This window comes from Rhizobium phaseoli (assembly GCF_003985125.1).
Classification (GTDB): Bacteria; Pseudomonadota; Alphaproteobacteria; order Rhizobiales; family Rhizobiaceae; genus Rhizobium; species Rhizobium phaseoli.
This window is the reverse complement of record NZ_ML133571.1, coordinates 257,308-274,607: the sequence shown is the minus strand read 5'-3', so window position 1 is coordinate 274,607 and position 17,300 is coordinate 257,308. Positions and strand designations below refer to the sequence as shown.

Below are 17,300 nucleotides of genomic sequence, written 5' to 3'. Positions count from 1 at the left end.
TTCGATTCGTTCTTTAGATCCTGGAGGTCACGATGAGATCTTCCTCTTCATCGCGTTGCGATCCCCCGAAAGCCGCGGCTGCCGCGGCGATGAAAGCGCCGACCAGAAGTGACAGGGATCCGAGCAGGGCCGTGGTGGAGGCGGCCTTGCGTGCCTCGTCGGCAGCTTTCTGCGTGGCGACCTTGGCATCGTCGATACGCTTCAGCACGGTGTCGACGCGGGCGCGCGCATCGGCTTCGGAAAGACCGGTCCGCGCAGCGACGATGGAGGCAAGATAGGCTTTGTCGTCATCAGGAATTTGCCCCTCGGCGGCGCCGTTGAGGAGAATGCGGGAGACTTCCGATGTTGCCGCGGCATCGTTCGATGGCGCTGCCGCACGCGCCTGATCAGGACGCAATAAGGCGTCTGTGAAATAGGCGGTGGGCAGATCCAGGGGCGATGTTGCCGACGCCGCTGCTGCCGTGCCGGCGGCAGCGGCAGTCGAGCCGACGGCTTGCGCGGTCGATCCCACCGCCTGTGCGCCGGCGCTGGCGAGCGATGTCAGCGACGACGCAAGGAAACCGGCGACAAAGATCGTCGCCAGTGCCCAGCTTATGAAACCATGGGCGGTGTCGCGGAAGAAAACTTCATCGGTGTGGACCGCAGCCCATTTTGTGCGCAGCCGCCCGGTAACATAGCCCCCGAGAGCGGAGGAGAGCCATTGCACGAGCACGAGCCAGATCGCCGCCGTGACGCCAAGTGTGCCGAGCGAGCTGCTTTGCCCCGACCAGGGCGACACCATCGTCAGCCCGAGCCCCGATCCCAGAAGCAGAAGGATGAGGGTCACGCCGATAGCGGCGGCCGCCCCGCCGAAGATAGGTCCCCATGTCATGGCGGATTTTGAGGATTCAACCGGAGCAACAACCTCTCCGGAACCTGTCGTTGAGACCGACATGATTCGCTCCTATCGCATAAACAAAGCCAGAAGTATGATGATAGGCAGTGGGACACCGAGCAGCCAAAGTAGAATACCGCGACCCATGAGAGACCTCCTGTCAAAGTCGACGTTACGTGGTTGGTGCCACACAACTTTTCTGCACGGTGTTTGTTCCCGGCCGACGCAGAGTAGCTTTGGAGATCTCTTCAATCGCGAGGGAGCATCTCGAGGAACAGCAGATTGCCGGAACGGTTGCCGCATCGCCGGCATTTGAGGCGCTTGGCCAGTTCGGCGAGAGACAGGTCGCGGCTACCGCGACGGGCAACGTCCCGCCGCTCGATCAGCGTTTGGCGCTGGCATGCGCGGCAACGGGCGTAAATGACGTACCATTGCGGTAGGGTCGTCAGCGTCACCGTGTCGATTTCGACAGCATGGTGATCGGGGGGCGCCAGTCCGATGCCGCGACGATGTTTCATATCCCTTCGACACCGGTTGTCCGCTCAGCTGTCATGCCGCGGCTCATGCCCTTATCGCTGAGGGCAAGCTGAAGTCGCAGATGATGGCAATCCAGCAGCAGCGTCGTGAGGGCGGCACGAATGTCGCCATCGTGAAAAGCGACGACTGCGTCGACTTCTCCTCTCAACGCTTCTTCTGCCAGTTTCTCAGCTGCCTCAGGACGCACGACCTCGATCTCCTTCAGAACTCCAACCAGGTTTTGTCTGCGCCGATGTTCCTATTATGTTCTGGTTGCCGTTCAAGTCAAGCAGGACTTGCGATGCTGCAGAGAGCAACCAAAGCGGCTGCTCGCACGCAAATGTCTAGCGGACGGCGAGAATCTGCGCGGCTGGAACTAACGTCGGTTGAGAGAGCGCCTATATCTTTAGGGGCAGGATGATGCGCCGCGATGAGCTCTGGGAACTCTCCCGATATTCCTGGGGGGCTCTCGCGGTTCGGTCAAAGCGGAAATGGGAGAAACATCCATGAACAGATTTCGGTTATTTGCAGCCGCCGGAGCAATCACTCTTGCCGCTATCGCCTCCGCCTGCTCGACGGCGCCGAATTCCTATGGCTCGGCGTCCGCATATCAGCCAGGAGACTCGATGAACCCGGCCTGTGCCGATGGCTTCCGACCCGGTGACGGACGTTCGTGCAGCTATTAGACAGTTGTCTCGGTTCCAAATCTGATGCCGGCGCTGACCTTTGGACAAATGTCGGCTCTGCAATGGTTGGCAGCCCGACGAAGCGGAACACTTGTCGCTCGACTCCGTTCCTCTTATCTAGCGATAGGAGGAAATAACCATGGATTGGAATCGCGTCGAAGGTAACTGGAAGCAGGCGAAAGGTAAGGTCAAGGAGCAGTGGGGCAAGCTGACCGACGATGACCTTGACGTCATCGATGGTAAGCGCGATCAGCTCGAAGGCAAGATCCAGGAGCGCTACGGCTACGAGAAAGACCGTACCAAGAAGGATATCGATGACTGGTGTCGTCGGCAGACTTGGTAATCGGCATAAACCGGGCAGGGGATTCCGTCGGTTTAGCACCCCGACGCCAGCAGATTAAGATATCGGGCCGGCACGGGAATTATCGGCAGTAGCCACAGAACGGCCTTTGGATAAAAAGAAAGGTCGGCGCGACCGTTCGCGCCGACCTTCTTTGATTGCATCAGCACGGTGCCAGTACATCCGTGGTCACCTGCCAAAAGCTATCTGATGGATTGAATCTATGCGCCTTGTGAATTTATGCAAGGAGTAGGGGGTGCCGATTTAGGGCTAGTGAAGGAGGCGCTATAGGCCACAGGCCGCGAAGGCGTTCAAAAAATGGGAAGGGAAAGTGGGGAAACAGGTGCCTATTTTTCGATTTCTCGACAAAAACAAGCAGTTATTTCGAAAAATGGCTCCCCGGGCCGGATTCGAACCGGCGACCTGTCGATTAACAGTCGAATGCTCTACCGCTGAGCTACCAGGGATCACTGCTTGGCGCGGTGTGAGTGGGCTAATACAAATGCTTGCCCGATTTGCCAAGCGGTTTTTTCAAAAAAATGAAATGAACTTGTATTTGGGTAGCCTATGCCCATCTCTGGGAAATGACAAATAGGAATGATCGCCAGGGCGCGGGCAGCGATAAGCGCAAGGTGCGGGCACGGCGCTTCGGCATCGATCACGCAAGCCACAGGCTTATGCTCGGCGCCTTCAGCATTGGAATGCCGCGTTCGCGCGTTGGGCGTATGACAATCGGCGTGGCCCTCGTCTTGTGTGGATTCCTGGGCTTTCTCCCGATTCTGGGTTTCTGGATGCTGCCGCTCGGCCTCCTGGTGCTCTCGCATGATCTTCCGGTAGCGCGCAGGCTTCGGCGCAGGCTGGCGGTCTGGTGGCACAGGCGGCGAAGGCCGGCCGGATAACGGTGAACGCCGAAGAGCCCGCCCACGGTGATCGCTTTTCGCGTTGTGGTTTATGGAGCTCCAAACGTGCCACGATCGTCCGCGGGGTGAGGTGATGAAGGTATTCTTGATTGTCGTCCTGTCAGCGGCGGCGATTCTTTCGGCAGGGGCGGCCGGAGCCCAACCTGTCGACAGCCGCGGATTTGACGCCAGCGGTATCTGCCGCCGTCCGGAAGGCTGCGTCATCGATCAAGGCCAGGGCGGCGGCTATAGCGGGCCTCGCAACTATCGCAATTTTAACGGCCGCAACGAGCGCGACGGCGACAACGACCGGGGCCGGGACGAACGCCGCTACCGCTCCCGGAGCAGGACCTCGCTTGCGACTGTCAGCAACGTTGCCTGAATGGGCCATGCCGGCTGCCGGGATCGAGACGTATGAATCCCGGCGGTGGTCCTAATTCGATCTCAGTTCGCTTTCCTCGAAAATCCCGCCATGGCCGGGATCGAGGTCGGTCGCCATCAACAGGCTGCAGGCGGCGAGAAGCAGAACGAGCTTCAGCCCATAGGTGATCATCGAGATCGGCCCCCGACGAGCCGGCGGGACGCGCGAGGGCGCGATATAGTACTGGTAATAGAAATGGGGATCATTCGTTTCCAGCAGGTTCTGGTAGACATGCGGCGGAATGTCGGCATGTCTCACCGGCGCGGAACCAGAGAACTTTACGCGGAGATCGCCGGTTTCGGCATCATACGCGGCACGTCCCTGCTTCGACTTAAGGGCAGCCCATTCCATCAGCAGCTCCTTCACCCTCCCAGGGCGGAAGATGGCAGGCAGACGTTCGAAGTCAAGTTAAGAGTTCGTTCGAATGCTGTTGTTGGTTCGAAGCAGGGCACGATCGCCAAGAGGACGTTTCAGCCTAAGGCCGGACCTGTTCCGCGATCGAAAAATGGTCTTGTCGGCTGCCGGGGAATGGCGTTTTTGCAAAATGCCCTCTTGCGATTTCCTTACGATCATTCTAAACGCTCGCCACGGCTCAGATAATGAGCATGTGAGGCCTCGTGGCGGAGTGGTGACGCAGAGGACTGCAAATCCTTGTACCCCGGTTCAATTCCGGGCGAGGCCTCCAAACTTTTCCACAATGAAATCATGAAGTTAACCAGGTGGCGCCACCGTCTCCCGGTTATTTTCATGTCGCGTCATGTTGCAAGCCAGTTCCCTTGGTTTCCAACGATTTCCGTCAAGCCACGGCGAATCCACGCGACATGGAATGCAACATGGAACGCCCCGATTCACGTTCCCATGACCGGCGGCAGAAAGCCGCTGACCAGCTCCGCTCGGGTCCAATCATCGTTCGCTTCCTGGTCGACGAAGTCCTCGCAGCCAAAGATGTATTCGGCCTTTGCGTGGACGCCCTCGATCGTCGTCGGCCGGTAGAAGCAGACGGCCGCGGCGGCATCGTCCTTTTCCGCGCTCAGCTTTTCCCATAAAGCAACGGATTCCTCGTCGGGCCATACCACTGCCAGGTCGTCCCAACGGCCCACGGCGGCCTTGTGGGCGTCGATCAGCATCCGGACGATGGAAACGTCATCCAAGCCCGCTGCCTCCGCCGGCAGAGCCACAGGGAGCGATGCAGCGGCGACGCCAGCAAGGAGGCGCCGGCGGGTGATCCTCGTCATAGCCGGCCCTCCTGCTCGAGGTATGCGAGCGCTGCCCGCATCATCGGACCGACCAGGGGGCTGTCTCCCGTCTCCTCCTCGTCGACCGCGAGGCGAAGCGCGGCCATGGCGCCGTCCCGGGTGGTGGCGGGTGCCGTCCAGTTTGCCAGGACCGCATGTGGCGGCATCCACGAGATCAGGCTGTAGGCATTCGCCCCAGGATCATCTTGCGGCGCGTTGGCGTTGTAATCCGCCATGCCAGACCGGAAAGCAGCGACCGCGTCCAGCAGCGGATCCGCAGCGGCCGCATGAGCTGCGATCGGCGCGATGGCGGCGACGCCGACGGCAACGGCGGCCGAGGCGGCGATGAGTTGGCGGCGGGTAAGCATGGCTTCGCCGGCGGCCTGAACGGATTTCTCAAGCATTGGTGATCTCCGGATTTTAGGATCTTGCCTGTCTCAGGCGAGGTAGATGTCCTTGAGGACGAAAGCCGCAATAAAGCCGATGGCGATGATTGCAAGAGCGGTGAACATGATCGGGTCCTTCAGGCTTTGGACTTGACGAGGACGCCAGCGAACTGGCCCGGGAAGAGCTTTGCCTGGCGGCGGCGGGCGAACTTTACGACGGTGACGTTGGCCTTCAGGTCCAGAACCTTGGCGACCTGGCCTTGCGAACCCTGAAAGGTGACTTCGTATTTGCGTGCCATCTCGTTAACTCCCTTGGCTAGTAATTATTCCTAGTTTCCTATTAACCATTAAATTCGCTTGCAGTCAACAGTAAACTATGAAAAATTCCTAGTGCAGTAGTTTTGGAGAACGAAATGCTTACCACTGGCAACCAATTGAAGGCAGCTCGTGCACTGGCCGGCCTGGATCAAGGCACCCTCGCAAAGAAGGCGGGAGTGAACATCAACACCATCAGTTCGATGGAGAAGCGCGGCGCGGAAGTGCTCACGAGCGGCTTGGACAAGATCCAATCCGTGATGCGGGCGCTCGAAGGTGAGGGCATCGAGTTTCTCAATCATGGTCAGCCTGGTGTCCGGCTCGTGAAATAGCTGCCGAGAATGCCCTTTATCGCTACCAATCAACGGGAGGATGTTTTGAGCATGTCCGCATTGATGCTGGTGACCCCGCAGCCGGGTTTGGACGCTGCAACCGATCTGAGCGCCGACGCACTGGACTATGGCCGCGCGGCCCTGTCACAGAACACCATGCGAGCCTACAGATGCGATTGGGAGGATTTCCGGTGCTGGACAGCGGAGAGAGGCAAAAGCTCGCTGCCAGCCCTCCCTGCGACCGTGGCGAATTATGCGTCCTCGCTGGCCACTGCAGGCAAGAAGGTGCCGACGATCGCCCGCAAGCTCGCTGCGATCCGATTCTTCCACCGCGGCGCCGGTGAGGAGAACCCGACCGACAATGCCGGGGTGGCTGCCATCCTGAAAGGCATCCGTCGCACCGTCGGCACAGCGCCCCGCCAGAAGGCGCCGGCGACCGTCGATGTCATTCATGCGCTCATGGCCCGCATTGAGCCTGAGACGCTCCAGGGCAGGCGGGATAGGGCTTTACTGCTGCTGGGCTTCGCCGGCGCCTTCCGCCGCTCCGAGCTGGTCGCCATCACCATCGAGGATCTGACGTTCTCCGACGATGGTGTCGACGTCTTCCTGCCGAAGTCGAAGACTGACCAGGAGGCAAAGGGCCAATCGGTTGCCGTCCTGAATGGAAAGGCGCTGAGACCGGCGGACAGGCTCAAGGAGTGGCTTGCGGCTGCCGGCATCAGCTCGGGCCCGGTCTTCCGACGGATCATCCGTGGCGACCATCTGACGGATGAGCCGCTGACGGCGCAGTCGGTCGCTCTGATCGTGAAGAAGTATGCCGACGCGGCCGGCCTCGATGTCGAGCGCCTATCGGGTCACTCACTGCGGGCCGGATTCGTCACGTCGGCGGCAGAAAACCGTGCCAGCATCTCGCGGATCATGGAGGTAACAAGGCATCGCGATCCCCGGACAGTCGAGACGTATGTCCGACGCGCCGACAGGTTCAAAGACCACGCTGGCGACGGGTTCCTGTAACCGTTTCTGGAATCAGCTAAAGCTCACGCGACCTTGGGCGAAATAGGCTGCGGCTTCATCAAGCCTTCGCTGAAATGCGAGTACGATCTTTGCTGTGACCAATGCATTGTCATGGGCAAGTGCATGAACTGCATCAAAATCCGGCTCGGACATCAATTCCGCTAACGCTCGCGCTTCAGAATTGATGTAGCTCGATATCACAGGCTCGTCTGGGTAGTTTTCGCCTGACATCTGAAGGTAACGGTTCTCGGAGAGGTATTGGTACAGCTTTTTGTACTGTTCCGAGATCTCGTCCCTATGCTCGAGGAAATTCGGGATTAGGCTTTGCATTTCGGCAAACAACTCTGCTTCGCCTCTTATTTCCACCGTCCCCGGAGAAGCATAACTAATCTTATCAAGACCGAGCCTCTGCGTCCTCTGAACTCTAGAATTCAACTCCTGAAAGAAGTGGACATAGCTGAAGCCGCCTTGGAAGGGCTTGGTGTTGAATATCTGTAGAATCTTCTGTCGAAGCTCGATGGGGACGTGCAAGGACTTCCAGTTTTTGATTGCAGCTATGAACGCGTAGACGTCCGAGTACCGCTGATAGAAATTACCGAACTCCGGCATATCCCACTCGCCGTCAACCACCAAAACTTCTTCGTCCGACGCCATTGGTTCGACTGGCAATTCCTCGGTGTGAAACACGGAGAACATGCGTGGCTCTGGAAGAAGCTCCTCTGGTATCGCCTCAAGATAAGGGTCCATCCGGACGATGTTATCTTGCATTGCGTTGAGGTCAAAGGTGTAGACTAATCGCGCCTTAGGATACGTAAAGAGATACCTCAGGTCGCAGTTCCCATCGAGATAGGATTGCCACTCTTTACGAGGAAGAGTCGTTGCAAGAAACATCGACTTACGCGGATCGTCGTCTGGGATAGCGACAGCAACGATCGGCAAATCTCGATCCTTCAGCAAGACGAGCTGCGGCTCGTCAGCGAAGATCAACGTTGCCGCAAAGGTCACTTTGCGTTTTCTAGGCATCTTCATAATGCCACCACCCCCGTTACCGCTAAGGTAACATCGAACGTATCGTACGGCCAAAAATCAACGTGGCTCGTTACCGCATTGATGGTCGACGCTCCGAAGCCTGGCTCGACCATAATCGTTGCCAGGTGAGTAGACGTCGCACGTTTTTTTGGCAACTTGGCGATAGCCTTCGCCTGGGCGACGCTGGTAAACATTGAGCACGACATATAGCGGCAGTCGTCAACGCCCCCTGGTTTCGGCAATCCCAGCTGGCGATAGGAATAAAAATGTTCAATTGCAGGCGCTGCCGCCGGTAGTATCCTGTAAGCCGGGCCGAATGCTTGATCCTGCGCAGTAGCAGGAGGGCATTGCTCAGGTAATTCTTCTAAATACGCCATTTATAAAGCTCCCCAAGGCGACGGGTAGCTGAGATGTGCTAGAGTCGCAACCGCGTCAGGGCCTACTTTTGCGTGAACTGGCGCTAAAGATCCGTGAATCCAGCGAGATTTTTTTATTCGCCTTTAGCTTGCAAGCCGCAGGCTAGCGATAACGGTCTTTCTCGCTGGTAGGGAGATCCAGGGAGATCGCCTAAATGGCGTAATAGACACAACCCCCGTTAGACATCATTCTCGTGGTATGTGGAGCGTTGGGGGATTCCATTATGAAATACAGCTTTTGTGCCGCCGCGTTTGGCGTGGCGTCGCTCATTCTATCGGCCAATACAACAATCGCCGAGGAGGACATCTGCAAATCAGCCGGCGAGGCTGCGCGTGCCGTCATGACACAAAGGCAGAGAGACGTCGATATGTCTGTCATGATGGAAGTCGTCGACAAGCAGCAGGAGATCGACGAATTGAAGAAGGCATTTAGGCAGTTGATCATTGCAGCTTATGAACGGCCCGCTTTTTCGACTGAAGCTATGCAGGCCAAGGAAATTGCCGAATTTGTAAACGTCATCCAGCTTGCCTGCTACAAGCGGGTAAAATAGCGGGCTGGTTGCCGATCGATCAAGCGATGCCCAACTTAGGGCTTATGGACTGGGAAGCCAAGGCTGAAGCCGCCCGCCGGCGCTACAACGACATCTATCCGGATCGCCCGATAAAGCAGATCGGCGACACGCTTGAGGTCCATTTTTTTCTGTTCGCGTTCAGCGGATCCTGGGAGAATGGCAAGCCGCTGAGCGATCGGGAAATCGCGTCCGTCGAGATGATCACGCCGCCCGGATGTTTCTCCTGACAGGCTTAAACCAGCGATAACAGTGATTATCGCTATCTTCTCAAAGAGCGCCTCGATGCCACCACCCTGCTGGAAGCAGTGAGTTCGCGAAAGTTATGAGCATGATCAAGATTCCGATCAGGACCCAACGGATGATCCGCAGCTCGGTGACTATCGCTTTGCTGTTGATGCCGATGAAGTAAGCAACATACTCTTGAGGCGTTGACTGCTCCAGCGCACGCTCGCGGCGCTGATACTCTTCGAACTCGCGATCATCACCACGCGAAAACCAGCCCATCTGCGCCCCCTAGATTCGTCAACCGATCCGACAATCTCTAGTCGTCTTCGAGAGGACACGCAAACGTCGGTCTGCAGTTGGCCCGCTCCAGCGGCCGGGCAAGCACTCCCATCATCACGGCCTCGGCATGCCCGTCAATGACGTCGCCAAGGCGATAGAATCCCTTGCGGCGGCCTGGCTTGATATAGCCCTCTCGGGAGAGCGTCCGGATGCGGGCCGCGGTGACATGCAGCACCCGTGCCGCCTCGTCGACGCTGATCTGATAATCGCGAAGACATTTCCCGCTGCCCCGATAGACGGTCATGTGGCTGATCGCTCCAAAAGAAAAGGCCGGACCTCTAAAGGCCGGCCGATTCATCGCGCCAGTTCATCCGTGGTCGCCGCGAACATATAACGCACATTGATGGATAAACTCAATCCCATCAAACACGTTTATCGGCTAAGATCGTCATCAGCTCCCGGTGAGACCGCATGATCTCCGCCATTTGCTTGCGGGCTTCGATGGCCTCGCAGGTATACCGGCCATGCTTATAAGCTCCGTTCCTCTTACCTTTTGGTGCCCCGGCTCGGGCGCCGTGGAACCGGCACACACTCTTGCCCTTCTCCGCCGGCGATCGGCATCGGGATTTGGTTCTCTTCGACGTGGCCGAGCACCGCGGCGCGAGTTGAAACGGATAAATTACCTTGTTCATGGAATTGCGTTTCTCTTTTCTCGGAGACCCTCCCCCCGTGGGTGACTTTCCCGACGATCGCTTGGCCGCCCTCATGCACGTGGACATGCTCGACGACGACTTTCTGATTGCCGCCGTTACGATGCTTCCGCAGGGCTTCCATCTGCGTGGTGAAGGTGCGCATCAGCTTGTTGGCAGCTCGTTCGTGGATATCCAGAAGCTCGATCGTGCCCGAGGTCAGCATTGATCTGGAATGACGCATCGCTGCCATATGCACCGTCGCCATCTGGACGGCCAGCATCGCCTCCAGATGATCTCTGGGTTCAATCCCGGCTACCAGGGCGATCGCCGAATTGAGCTCCGACACGTCGGCGTTCTCGTCCTTCGAAACCGCGTTGGTGAGCTGCCGGACAAAGGCGTAGAAGACACTCTCGTCGGAAACGCCCATCGCTTTCATGAGCACGGCCATCCCGACCTCCTGTCGAGGATGGTCAATCGCCATTTTCAGGAGGCCATTCATCTCCTTGTATTTCGGCAGGGGATGGGCCGCGAGGAACTCCCTGACCGCGTCGACCTCGTGCGGCTTTACCTCGTAGTCCTGGACCAACTCAGCGTCGACTTGTGCAGGTGTCTGCCCCGACGAGAGGCGGACTAACCGCTCGATTTTGTGCTGTCGAGAATTCCGGTTATCGCTACCCATTTCAACGGTTCCCCATTCCTGCAGCCTCGGCAAGCTCATGGTCTATCGCCCCTGCATGACTTGGCGGATGGTCCTGCGAATGTCGTCCGCCGCGGCCTGGCGGGAACGAGCGTCCCCTGTGTCGCCGTGGAAGTGGACGGTGATCGGCGCGTTCACGGTGGCCTTTTCCTTGCCCGCCGAGCCGCTGCGCTCATCTGAAACCTTGCTGTCGTCGACGATCAGCACACGTTCCTTGTTGCGCTTGAAGAACTCGACCTTCTGATCTTCGCCGGGCATGATCTGGCCGCCCAAGGCGAAACCAGTCAGGCCGGGGTTGTGCTGTATACCGGTTATGCCCGGGGTGATGTTATAGGTGGCGTAGCCGATGGCGCCGGTACCGTTCGTGAAGGTGATCCCCGGCCCCATGAAGGGGGAGTTGTAATCGACGATCGCAGAGTTGGAGCTCGAGCCGCCCGAACCGGCAAAGCCGCCGCCACGCCTGGAGTAACTGCCGCCCAAAGAGCCGTAAGAACTCATGACCGATGCGCGCGCCGCCACAGCCACCGATGCAATCCCGGATTTGACCTCCTTCAGGCTGGCGAGCATCTCGCCAAAGTCGCTCTCGTAGGTCTCGAAATAGTTGGTGTGGATCCGGAGTTCCTGCAGCGCATTGCTGGCGTGGTCCTCGATCAGCGACAGGGTATCGCGGCCACCCGAGAGGATTGATGCGGTGCTGTTGGCGTTGGTCACGGCGCCGGCCGCTGCCATCGTCAGGATCTCCGGGCCCTTTTCGCCGACGAGGTATGTTCCGCCGGCGGACACCGGACCGCCCGCGGCACGGTAGCCGAGCGTTTCATACATCGCCTGGAAATCATTCTGAGAGATCAGCCCTCCCGACGTCGTGCGCGACAATTCCTGCATGAAATCCGACTGACCGCGATAGATGCGTTCCCTCGCCGCCGGGGTCAGCGTTGCCCATTGCTGGGACGTCGCGAAGGTGCTGATGCCGCCGTAGACGTTGTGCGTCCGGCCGCCGATCGAATATTGCTGCAGCGTCATATCGGGAGCGCCACCGCCGATGACGTTGACGTTTGCCGAGCCGCCGCCGGCCGACGGGACGGTGTATTGCCGGATGCCGATGTTGACCGTCTTGTCAGGGATGGAAAGGATCGATTTCGACAAGGATTCTACGGACGCCTGGAGGTCACGAACGCGGCCGTTCCCGTTCATCAGGGCGTTTATGAAGCCGTCGATGATCCGCGGATCGCCGCCGATCTGGTAAAGGCTCTGCCGGATGAGCTCCAGGCTCTCATGCGCCTGCAGCGCGGTCGTTTGACCACCATCAAGCGCTTGGAAGACCTTCTGGACAGATGATGCAGCCCGAGCAATCGCGTCCGCGGCCGCCTGGCCGGCAACGCCATCGCCGAAGACCTCCGACACTGGTGTCTTCGCAGCCTCGGCGATCGCCTTCTGAAGATCCGAGAGTTCGGTTTTCATCGAGCGCAGCTGGGTGCTGGACTGCTCCAGCGAGGTAAGCGTCTGCCGCCTCGAGTTTGCCGCCTGCTGGGCAACATCGATGACCGTGGCGGCGGTGCCTTTCGCGGTCTGCGAAACCGTCTGGAGCGACGTGCCGAGCGCCGCGGCGCCCTGTGTGGTCTGGGAGAGATCGATGGCCTTCAGCCTGTCCAGCCCGCCGGCGCTTTGTTCCGCGGCGACCTGGACCGCCTTCAGCATTCCCGGCAGCGCCATTGCGGCTTTCAGCTCATCCTCGTCGATCACACGAAGCCTGTTGGCGAGCTTTTTCTGAGCAGGTGCCGCGTCGGCGCTGGTGGCGATCTGAGACAGCGCATCGCGGTAAGCCAGGAGGTCCGGCTTTCCGGCCTCGGTGCTCTTTTTCAGCTGGTTGATCGCCTCTTTGAACCGATCGATGACGTTGATGTTGCCGGCGAAATCGGAGGCAGGTAGGCCGAGCGCCTCGGATAGCTCGTTGCGCGCGGATTTGGCGACGATCGCCTTGGTTGCCTCGAGCGTTTCGCCGGCATTGGCTGCAAGCGTCGCTTTGCTTTCCGAGACATAGGCTTTGAGGCCGGCAGCGGCTTCACCATAGGCGGATTTGATTCCGCGAATATTCTCCGCGTGGCGACTGAGGAGCTCGTCGACCGTCTTGGTGCCGCTTACGGCGCTGCCCACATACTGGAGGAGGGCGGCGGTACCTGCGACGAGACCCATGGTCACCAGGGAGACTGGATTCAAGAGCGACAAAAACGCGGCGCCAAGGCCCTTTACAGCGCCACCTGCGCCCATGGGGCCGAGCACGGCCGAAAGCTGCGTACCCTGCTGCAGGGCGATCTGAAGCGGGCTCATGCCCATTGCGGCCGTCACGGCGATATCCTGGAACTGTGCCGCCAAGTTGGCCGTCTCGAAGCTCCTGATCCCCTTGCTCGCTGTCTGCCGCGTGCTGGACGCGACCGTCACCGCGCTGTTGTACCCCTTGATCGCCGCAATGGCAGACAGCGCTGCCTGACGCTCGCGGGAGAGGGCCGTTGTCATCTCGTTGACCGACAGGGCGCCGAGCCTGTGCGCCTGGCGGATTTCGTCCTGCGTTACCTTGTAGCGCTGAAGGACCGCATAGGTCGGATTGAACCGGGCCCGCAAGGCGTCCTGCTGCTGGAATAGGCTTTGCGCCGATAGTTGCGCGGACTTCGCCATTTGCTGCTGCGCCTTCGACAGGGTATCGGTCATGCGCTGCGCGTTGATCGCGGCATCGCCGATCTCCTGAAACTCGCGCTTGACCACGCGGCCGCCGGTCTGCGCACCCGAGGGATCGATGACAATCGAGACGCCTTGCTGCAACATGGTCTTCAACCCTTCTCGTGCATGATGTTCACTGATCGACGGAAATCCTTATAGATCCCGTCCAGGGTCGCCATGGATCGCTCCAGCGCGAACCTGAGAAGGGCGCGATCGGTTGCCGGCAGCTCGCCCCGTCCAAATGCCTCGGCCATCCGTTTGATCTCTGCTCGGCGCCGGCGGTGGTGCGTCACCACGTTCGCCTTGATCACCTTGCGATCGCCATCGGGACGCGCCAATTCGGCAAGCGCCGCCTGGCCGAAAGCATCGACGCTCTCGAGAAAGGCGGCGTTCGCCTGCTCGGCGAGGAGGCTTTTCCCTTCCGGTAATGGTGCGGTCCCCGCCGCTGTGACGCCACGACCGGCAGCGGGAACTAGGTCGTGGAACGACGGGGACCGCATCTCTTAGGCGGACTTCTTGCCGCCAAACTTGCCGGCAATTCTGTCCATCTCAGCAGCGGACTTGCCGCTGATCCTGGCCATCTCGGAATAGAAGGCGCGGGTATCTTCGCGTCTTTGTTCGTGTTTGATTGCTTCCATCAGTTGTTCCTGCTCGTCTATATTCAGTGCCTTCACGGTTGACATGACGGAATCGAAGTCGATGGGCTGAGGCTTCGATGCGCGGATCTCGGCAAGCCGATCTATCTCGTCCTCGACGTCGCGGAACTCTGCGTTGAAATCGTGCGGGATCATGTCGAGGGATTTACGGACATCGTCGCGGGCACCGTCGACGGCGCGCTCGACGGTCGATACAGCCTTGTCCAGTTCATTCAGGGCCGCGATCTCGTCGCCGTAACGCGCTTCGATCAGTTCGCGGGTGAGATCGTCGCGCGTCGACGGAAGCAAACCTGTGAGCTCGACAGGCACGCTGAGCGCCGCTTCCTTGATCAAAGGATCGGATGCACTTCGCACAGCCTTGGTGCGCTCGTCCGGTTTCAGGGTGCGGAGCCACGCCCGCACTTCCTGGCGCCGCATTTCGCTGACGATATCTTTGGGGTCGTGATCGAACGGCTTCATTGCCGCCCGCCGCGAATCCACCTCCTTGCGGAATCGCCGTACCTGCTCGGCCGCAGCCGTGCGAATGGCGGGAATGGTTTCCGCTCGGGCGACCTGCTTCAGCTTGCCGGTGATACCTGCAGGCGTGAATTCGCCCGTTTTCTTCAGGGCTTCCCGCTTCGCTTTCAGCGCTTCCGAGGCGTCCTGAATATCGCCGTAGAGCTGCCGCAGCGTCGTGAACGGACCTTTGCCGGTCGGATCTCGCCATTGCGGCATCCACGGGCCGATCCATTTGCCATTGTCGGAATGGTCTTTGCCAGGGAACTTCGAACCCTCATTTATCATCGCTCTTGCCTCCGAGCTTGAGCTTCCCTTCCGTGCTGGCCTTCGCCTTGGCGCGGTTGCGATCGAGATGGCTCATGTCCGTGACTGCACTGTCCGGCTGCCGGCCATAGTCGCGCATGTCGACGTGGACGCCCGGTTTGACTTGTGTGGTGTGCGAGGGCTTTTTCATCGCTGCTGGGATTCCTTGTGCGAGAGGTTTTGATCAGCCATCGACCGCCGCGGGCGACGGAAGATCGCCAGGCTCGAAGACGCCCGAGAATTGGCTACCGGAAGCGAGGAGCTTCTCGCCGGCGGCCTGGATGACATATTCGTTGACGCTGACACCGGCGCGGCTGGATGCGGCGAAGAGAGCGGTGCGAAAGCCTGAGGTCACCCGGCGGCCGTTCAACATGACGTTGACGATGGGATCTTTCTGCCGGCGCTCTCTGCTATCGATAAGTGGCATTCCCGCTACTCCTGGATCTCCGTTTCGAGATGCAGAAGAACACGGATTTCAGCCTGTGAGGATTGGAAGCGTCCGGTAGCCTGTGAGGGTTTCAGCGCGGTCTAAACCGGGACGCCAAGGTGATCGAAATAGCGCCTGACCCTGGGATGCGTTCGCTTTCCCTCGCGGAGCAGTTCCAGCGCCGCTACATCGCCGTGGATCACCATCTCCAGCGCCGGAGCGGAGATATCGAGCGGCGCGCCTGGCTTGGCCTGTCGACCGATACCAAATTCCTTGCACCAGCCGCGGATCGTCTTCTCGTCGCGGCCGGCGGTATGTACGGCGGTTTTGAGGTTGATGATCTCATCCGGCCGCATGAGGATCGGCCACGGCCCGAGCCCGTCGGCGGCCAGCAATTCGCTTCTCGAGAAAAGCGTCTCGTTCATGCCGTCATCTCCTCAAAATTGGACTCGACTCTAGGTCGTAGTTTCGGCAATTTGATCCGCAGCCATAACGGGAGGAAGCAATGGCAAGAGCGCATTACTACGTGCTGAGAGACGGCACTGAGTGGAAAATCCGTCACAACGACAAAGACTATAAATACAACACACAAGCGGCTGCGATGCAGGCAGCTGTTGATGCGGCCCACGCATCGGGCAAGAGCGGTCACGATGCGCAAGTTCTTGTGCAAGGGCGTGACGGGAAATGGCAGACCGAGTGGACCTACGGCCACGATCCGTATCCGCCACCGGGCTGATAGAGAGGGGATCATGCGACGCCCCTCTTTTTCTCAAACGCAGGACGAATGACCTTTGCTGGCTCAGGGTACTGCGGGTCTTGGTCCGGCATGTTCCGGACAATGATAGGCACGAGATCGATGACTTCGGCAGAGGGGCGAGAGATTGCCCAGGCAAAGAGGTCAAGCTGATCGTTCTTCATGCTGCCAGCCTCCGCAGGATTTCGGGCGTCATCTTCCGCTCTCGCAGCAGCCGGAAGGCTTCGCGGTGCCGGGTAACGTCGGGAATGTTTCGCCTTACCCAATCACCGAAGTGAGCTTCATGGACAGGGATGCTCTCTCGCGGATACGTATCCTCGTTGCCGTCGAAGCAAGGACCCTTGTTCGGGTGTTCTCCTTCAGGTGTTCTATTTATATGTTTACCCCTCATTTCTGAGGGATCATGAGCCCTCACTTTTGACGGGTCATGAGCCTTCATTTTTGCGGGGTCACCATCAGAGTGATCCCTCACTTTTGAGGGGTCACTTGGGATGGACATCCGGATTTTCCTCGCTTCCAAGCGGCGCTCTTTCAGGTCGGCGGCGTTGTCCAGCAGGGCGTTGACCTTTGCCTTGGGAGCTCGGAGCCGATAGAAGTTCGTCGTCGTCTTCCCGCGGCGGACAACCTCGATCCATCGGGCATCTGCGATCCGTCGAATGCATCGCTCTACTGTGCTCAGGCCGATCGACAGCTCGTCGGCGATCGCCTGCTGTGATGGATCGCAGCGGCCTGTCTCGAAGTTCAAGCAGTCGACGAGATAAACCAAAATGAGCTTGCAGGTCCTGTTCATCCGAGAGTCCCGATCCTTGCGGAACCAGGTCGTGAATTCGGCCTTCGCCCTCACAAAGTCTGACCGAAGCCGATCATATTCCTTTTTGAGCTCAACCGGCCAATCCTGCTTGTTTGGAGGAAGCTTCTCCATCTGCAGGCGAATTTCCGCAGGTAGGACCGGCAGCCAATAGCAATCGTCGTGATCCAACACGGACCGGCCTCCTATCGATGATTACCATCGGGAAAGACGT

At 59.1% G+C, this 17,300-nt stretch carries 29 protein-coding genes and 2 tRNA genes; 10 read left to right on the top strand and 21 right to left on the bottom strand.

All coding sequences use genetic code 11. The annotated features are described in order from the left end of the window. Positions 1-13 precede the first annotated feature (13 nt). The 3 genes from EFD56_RS14935 to EFD56_RS14925 form a co-directional block, all read right to left on the bottom strand. Positions 14-934, bottom strand: coding sequence for a hypothetical protein (locus EFD56_RS14935; protein ID WP_064818065.1), 921 nt, complete (start codon positions 932-934; stop codon positions 14-16). Between the two features lie 188 nt (positions 935-1,122). Continuing rightward, positions 1,123-1,392 carry a hypothetical protein gene (locus EFD56_RS14930; RefSeq protein ID WP_037138318.1) on the bottom strand — a complete coding sequence of 90 codons (270 nt, stop codon included), beginning with the start codon at positions 1,390-1,392 and terminating at the stop codon, positions 1,123-1,125. Further along, positions 1,389-1,598 carry a hypothetical protein gene (locus EFD56_RS14925; RefSeq protein WP_010007046.1) on the bottom strand — a complete coding sequence of 70 codons (210 nt, stop codon included), beginning with the start codon at positions 1,596-1,598 and terminating at the stop codon, positions 1,389-1,391. Before EFD56_RS14925 ends, EFD56_RS14930 begins: the two co-directional genes overlap by 4 nt. A gap of 298 nt (positions 1,599-1,896) precedes the next feature. Between EFD56_RS14925 and EFD56_RS33150 the strand changes: the two genes are divergently transcribed. Next, positions 1,897-2,076 carry a hypothetical protein gene (locus EFD56_RS33150; protein ID WP_080574718.1) on the top strand — a complete coding sequence of 60 codons (180 nt, stop codon included), beginning with the start codon at positions 1,897-1,899 and terminating at the stop codon, positions 2,074-2,076. 139 nt (positions 2,077-2,215) lie between these two features. Then, positions 2,216-2,419, top strand: coding sequence for a CsbD family protein (locus EFD56_RS14915; RefSeq protein WP_004671283.1), 204 nt, complete (start codon positions 2,216-2,218; stop codon positions 2,417-2,419). Positions 2,420-2,808: 389 nt separating this feature from the next. On the opposite strand, the gene EFD56_RS14910 is transcribed toward EFD56_RS14915, so the two are convergent. Further along, positions 2,809-2,883 (bottom strand) — tRNA-Asn (locus EFD56_RS14910). A gap of 117 nt (positions 2,884-3,000) precedes the next feature. On the opposite strand from EFD56_RS14910, the gene EFD56_RS33145 reads away from it, so the two are divergent. Both EFD56_RS33145 and EFD56_RS14900 read left to right on the top strand, forming a co-directional pair. Then, positions 3,001-3,315, top strand: coding sequence for a membrane protein (locus EFD56_RS33145; RefSeq protein WP_037138320.1), 315 nt, complete (start codon positions 3,001-3,003; stop codon positions 3,313-3,315). 94 nt (positions 3,316-3,409) lie between these two features. Further along, positions 3,410-3,697: a hypothetical protein gene (locus EFD56_RS14900; RefSeq protein ID WP_037138322.1), complete on the top strand. Its 288-nt coding sequence runs from the start codon at positions 3,410-3,412 to the stop codon at positions 3,695-3,697. 51 nt (positions 3,698-3,748) lie between these two features. On the opposite strand, the gene EFD56_RS14895 is transcribed toward EFD56_RS14900, so the two are convergent. Then, the gene (locus EFD56_RS14895) at positions 3,749-4,087 is read right to left on the bottom strand and encodes a KTSC domain-containing protein (RefSeq protein ID WP_037138324.1); all 339 of its coding nucleotides are present in this window, start codon (positions 4,085-4,087) and stop codon (positions 3,749-3,751) included. Positions 4,088-4,347: 260 nt separating this feature from the next. On the opposite strand from EFD56_RS14895, the gene EFD56_RS14890 reads away from it, so the two are divergent. After that, a tRNA-Cys gene (locus EFD56_RS14890) sits at positions 4,348-4,421 on the top strand. A gap of 163 nt (positions 4,422-4,584) precedes the next feature. Here the strand turns inward: EFD56_RS14890 and EFD56_RS32630 are convergent. The 3 genes from EFD56_RS32630 to EFD56_RS32625 form a co-directional block, all read right to left on the bottom strand. After that, positions 4,585-4,971 carry a hypothetical protein gene (locus EFD56_RS32630; protein ID WP_164736832.1) on the bottom strand — a complete coding sequence of 129 codons (387 nt, stop codon included), beginning with the start codon at positions 4,969-4,971 and terminating at the stop codon, positions 4,585-4,587. Further along, positions 4,968-5,375 (bottom strand): hypothetical protein, encoded by a 408-nt coding sequence (locus EFD56_RS14880; protein WP_126905629.1) that lies wholly within the window; start codon positions 5,373-5,375, stop codon positions 4,968-4,970. Before EFD56_RS14880 ends, EFD56_RS32630 begins: the two co-directional genes overlap by 4 nt. 119 nt (positions 5,376-5,494) lie before the next feature. Further along, the gene (locus EFD56_RS32625; RefSeq protein ID WP_164736831.1) at positions 5,495-5,656 is read right to left on the bottom strand and encodes a hypothetical protein; all 162 of its coding nucleotides are present in this window, start codon (positions 5,654-5,656) and stop codon (positions 5,495-5,497) included. 114 nt (positions 5,657-5,770) lie between these two features. On the opposite strand from EFD56_RS32625, the gene EFD56_RS14875 reads away from it, so the two are divergent. Next, on the top strand, positions 5,771-6,004 hold the full coding sequence (locus EFD56_RS14875; protein ID WP_126905628.1) for a helix-turn-helix domain-containing protein: 234 nt from the start codon (positions 5,771-5,773) through the stop codon (positions 6,002-6,004). 51 nt (positions 6,005-6,055) lie between these two features. After that, the gene (locus EFD56_RS14870) at positions 6,056-7,018 is read left to right on the top strand and encodes a site-specific integrase (protein WP_245440593.1); all 963 of its coding nucleotides are present in this window, start codon (positions 6,056-6,058) and stop codon (positions 7,016-7,018) included. Between the two features lie 12 nt (positions 7,019-7,030). On the opposite strand, the gene EFD56_RS14865 is transcribed toward EFD56_RS14870, so the two are convergent. Further along, entirely contained in the window at positions 7,031-8,047 is a 1,017-nt protein-coding gene (locus EFD56_RS14865; RefSeq protein WP_126905627.1) for a hypothetical protein, read from the bottom strand. Beyond that, positions 8,044-8,424, bottom strand: a complete 381-nt coding sequence (locus EFD56_RS14860; RefSeq protein WP_126905626.1) for a hypothetical protein — start codon at positions 8,422-8,424, stop codon at positions 8,044-8,046. Before EFD56_RS14860 ends, EFD56_RS14865 begins: the two co-directional genes overlap by 4 nt. A gap of 263 nt (positions 8,425-8,687) precedes the next feature. Between EFD56_RS14860 and EFD56_RS14855 the strand changes: the two genes are divergently transcribed. Both EFD56_RS14855 and EFD56_RS14850 read left to right on the top strand, forming a co-directional pair. After that, positions 8,688-9,014 (top strand): hypothetical protein, encoded by a 327-nt coding sequence (locus EFD56_RS14855; protein WP_126905625.1) that lies wholly within the window; start codon positions 8,688-8,690, stop codon positions 9,012-9,014. 8 nt (positions 9,015-9,022) lie between these two features. Continuing rightward, positions 9,023-9,262, top strand: a complete 240-nt coding sequence (locus EFD56_RS14850) for a hypothetical protein (protein ID WP_126905624.1) — start codon at positions 9,023-9,025, stop codon at positions 9,260-9,262. Between the two features lie 40 nt (positions 9,263-9,302). Here EFD56_RS14850 and EFD56_RS14845 read toward each other — a convergent pair whose 3' ends face one another. From EFD56_RS14845 to EFD56_RS14805, 9 genes are all read right to left on the bottom strand, one after another. Then, entirely contained in the window at positions 9,303-9,539 is a 237-nt protein-coding gene (locus tag EFD56_RS14845) for a hypothetical protein (RefSeq protein WP_126905623.1), read from the bottom strand. A gap of 37 nt (positions 9,540-9,576) precedes the next feature. Further along, positions 9,577-9,843 carry a MerR family transcriptional regulator gene (locus EFD56_RS14840; protein WP_126905622.1) on the bottom strand — a complete coding sequence of 89 codons (267 nt, stop codon included), beginning with the start codon at positions 9,841-9,843 and terminating at the stop codon, positions 9,577-9,579. Between the two features lie 242 nt (positions 9,844-10,085). After that, complete coding sequence (locus EFD56_RS14835) at positions 10,086-10,949, bottom strand: hypothetical protein (protein WP_245440588.1); 864 nt, start codon at positions 10,947-10,949, stop codon at positions 10,086-10,088. Positions 10,950-10,952: 3 nt separating this feature from the next. Further along, on the bottom strand, positions 10,953-13,745 hold the full coding sequence (locus EFD56_RS14830) for a phage tail length tape measure family protein (RefSeq protein ID WP_126905658.1): 2,793 nt from the start codon (positions 13,743-13,745) through the stop codon (positions 10,953-10,955). A gap of 5 nt (positions 13,746-13,750) precedes the next feature. Next, the gene (locus tag EFD56_RS14825; RefSeq protein WP_126905621.1) at positions 13,751-14,140 is read right to left on the bottom strand and encodes a hypothetical protein; all 390 of its coding nucleotides are present in this window, start codon (positions 14,138-14,140) and stop codon (positions 13,751-13,753) included. A gap of 3 nt (positions 14,141-14,143) precedes the next feature. Then, complete coding sequence (locus EFD56_RS14820) at positions 14,144-15,079, bottom strand: hypothetical protein (RefSeq protein ID WP_126905620.1); 936 nt, start codon at positions 15,077-15,079, stop codon at positions 14,144-14,146. Beyond that, positions 15,069-15,248: a hypothetical protein gene (locus tag EFD56_RS14815; protein ID WP_126905619.1), complete on the bottom strand. Its 180-nt coding sequence runs from the start codon at positions 15,246-15,248 to the stop codon at positions 15,069-15,071. Before EFD56_RS14815 ends, EFD56_RS14820 begins: the two co-directional genes overlap by 11 nt. A gap of 33 nt (positions 15,249-15,281) precedes the next feature. Next, positions 15,282-15,524, bottom strand: a complete 243-nt coding sequence (locus EFD56_RS14810; protein WP_126905618.1) for a hypothetical protein — start codon at positions 15,522-15,524, stop codon at positions 15,282-15,284. 101 nt (positions 15,525-15,625) lie between these two features. Next, positions 15,626-15,949: a hypothetical protein gene (locus EFD56_RS14805; protein ID WP_126905617.1), complete on the bottom strand. Its 324-nt coding sequence runs from the start codon at positions 15,947-15,949 to the stop codon at positions 15,626-15,628. An 80-nt stretch (positions 15,950-16,029) separates the two neighbouring features. Between EFD56_RS14805 and EFD56_RS14800 the strand changes: the two genes are divergently transcribed. Next, positions 16,030-16,260 (top strand): DUF2188 domain-containing protein, encoded by a 231-nt coding sequence (locus tag EFD56_RS14800; RefSeq protein WP_126905616.1) that lies wholly within the window; start codon positions 16,030-16,032, stop codon positions 16,258-16,260. Between the two features lie 11 nt (positions 16,261-16,271). Here the strand turns inward: EFD56_RS14800 and EFD56_RS32620 are convergent, their stop codons facing one another. After that, entirely contained in the window at positions 16,272-16,442 is a 171-nt protein-coding gene (locus EFD56_RS32620; RefSeq protein WP_164736830.1) for a hypothetical protein, read from the bottom strand. Continuing rightward, complete coding sequence (locus EFD56_RS14795) at positions 16,439-17,260, bottom strand: helix-turn-helix domain-containing protein (RefSeq protein WP_126905615.1); 822 nt, start codon at positions 17,258-17,260, stop codon at positions 16,439-16,441. The genes EFD56_RS32620 and EFD56_RS14795 overlap by 4 nt, the downstream gene beginning before the upstream one ends. Positions 17,261-17,300: the final 40 nt, after the last annotated feature.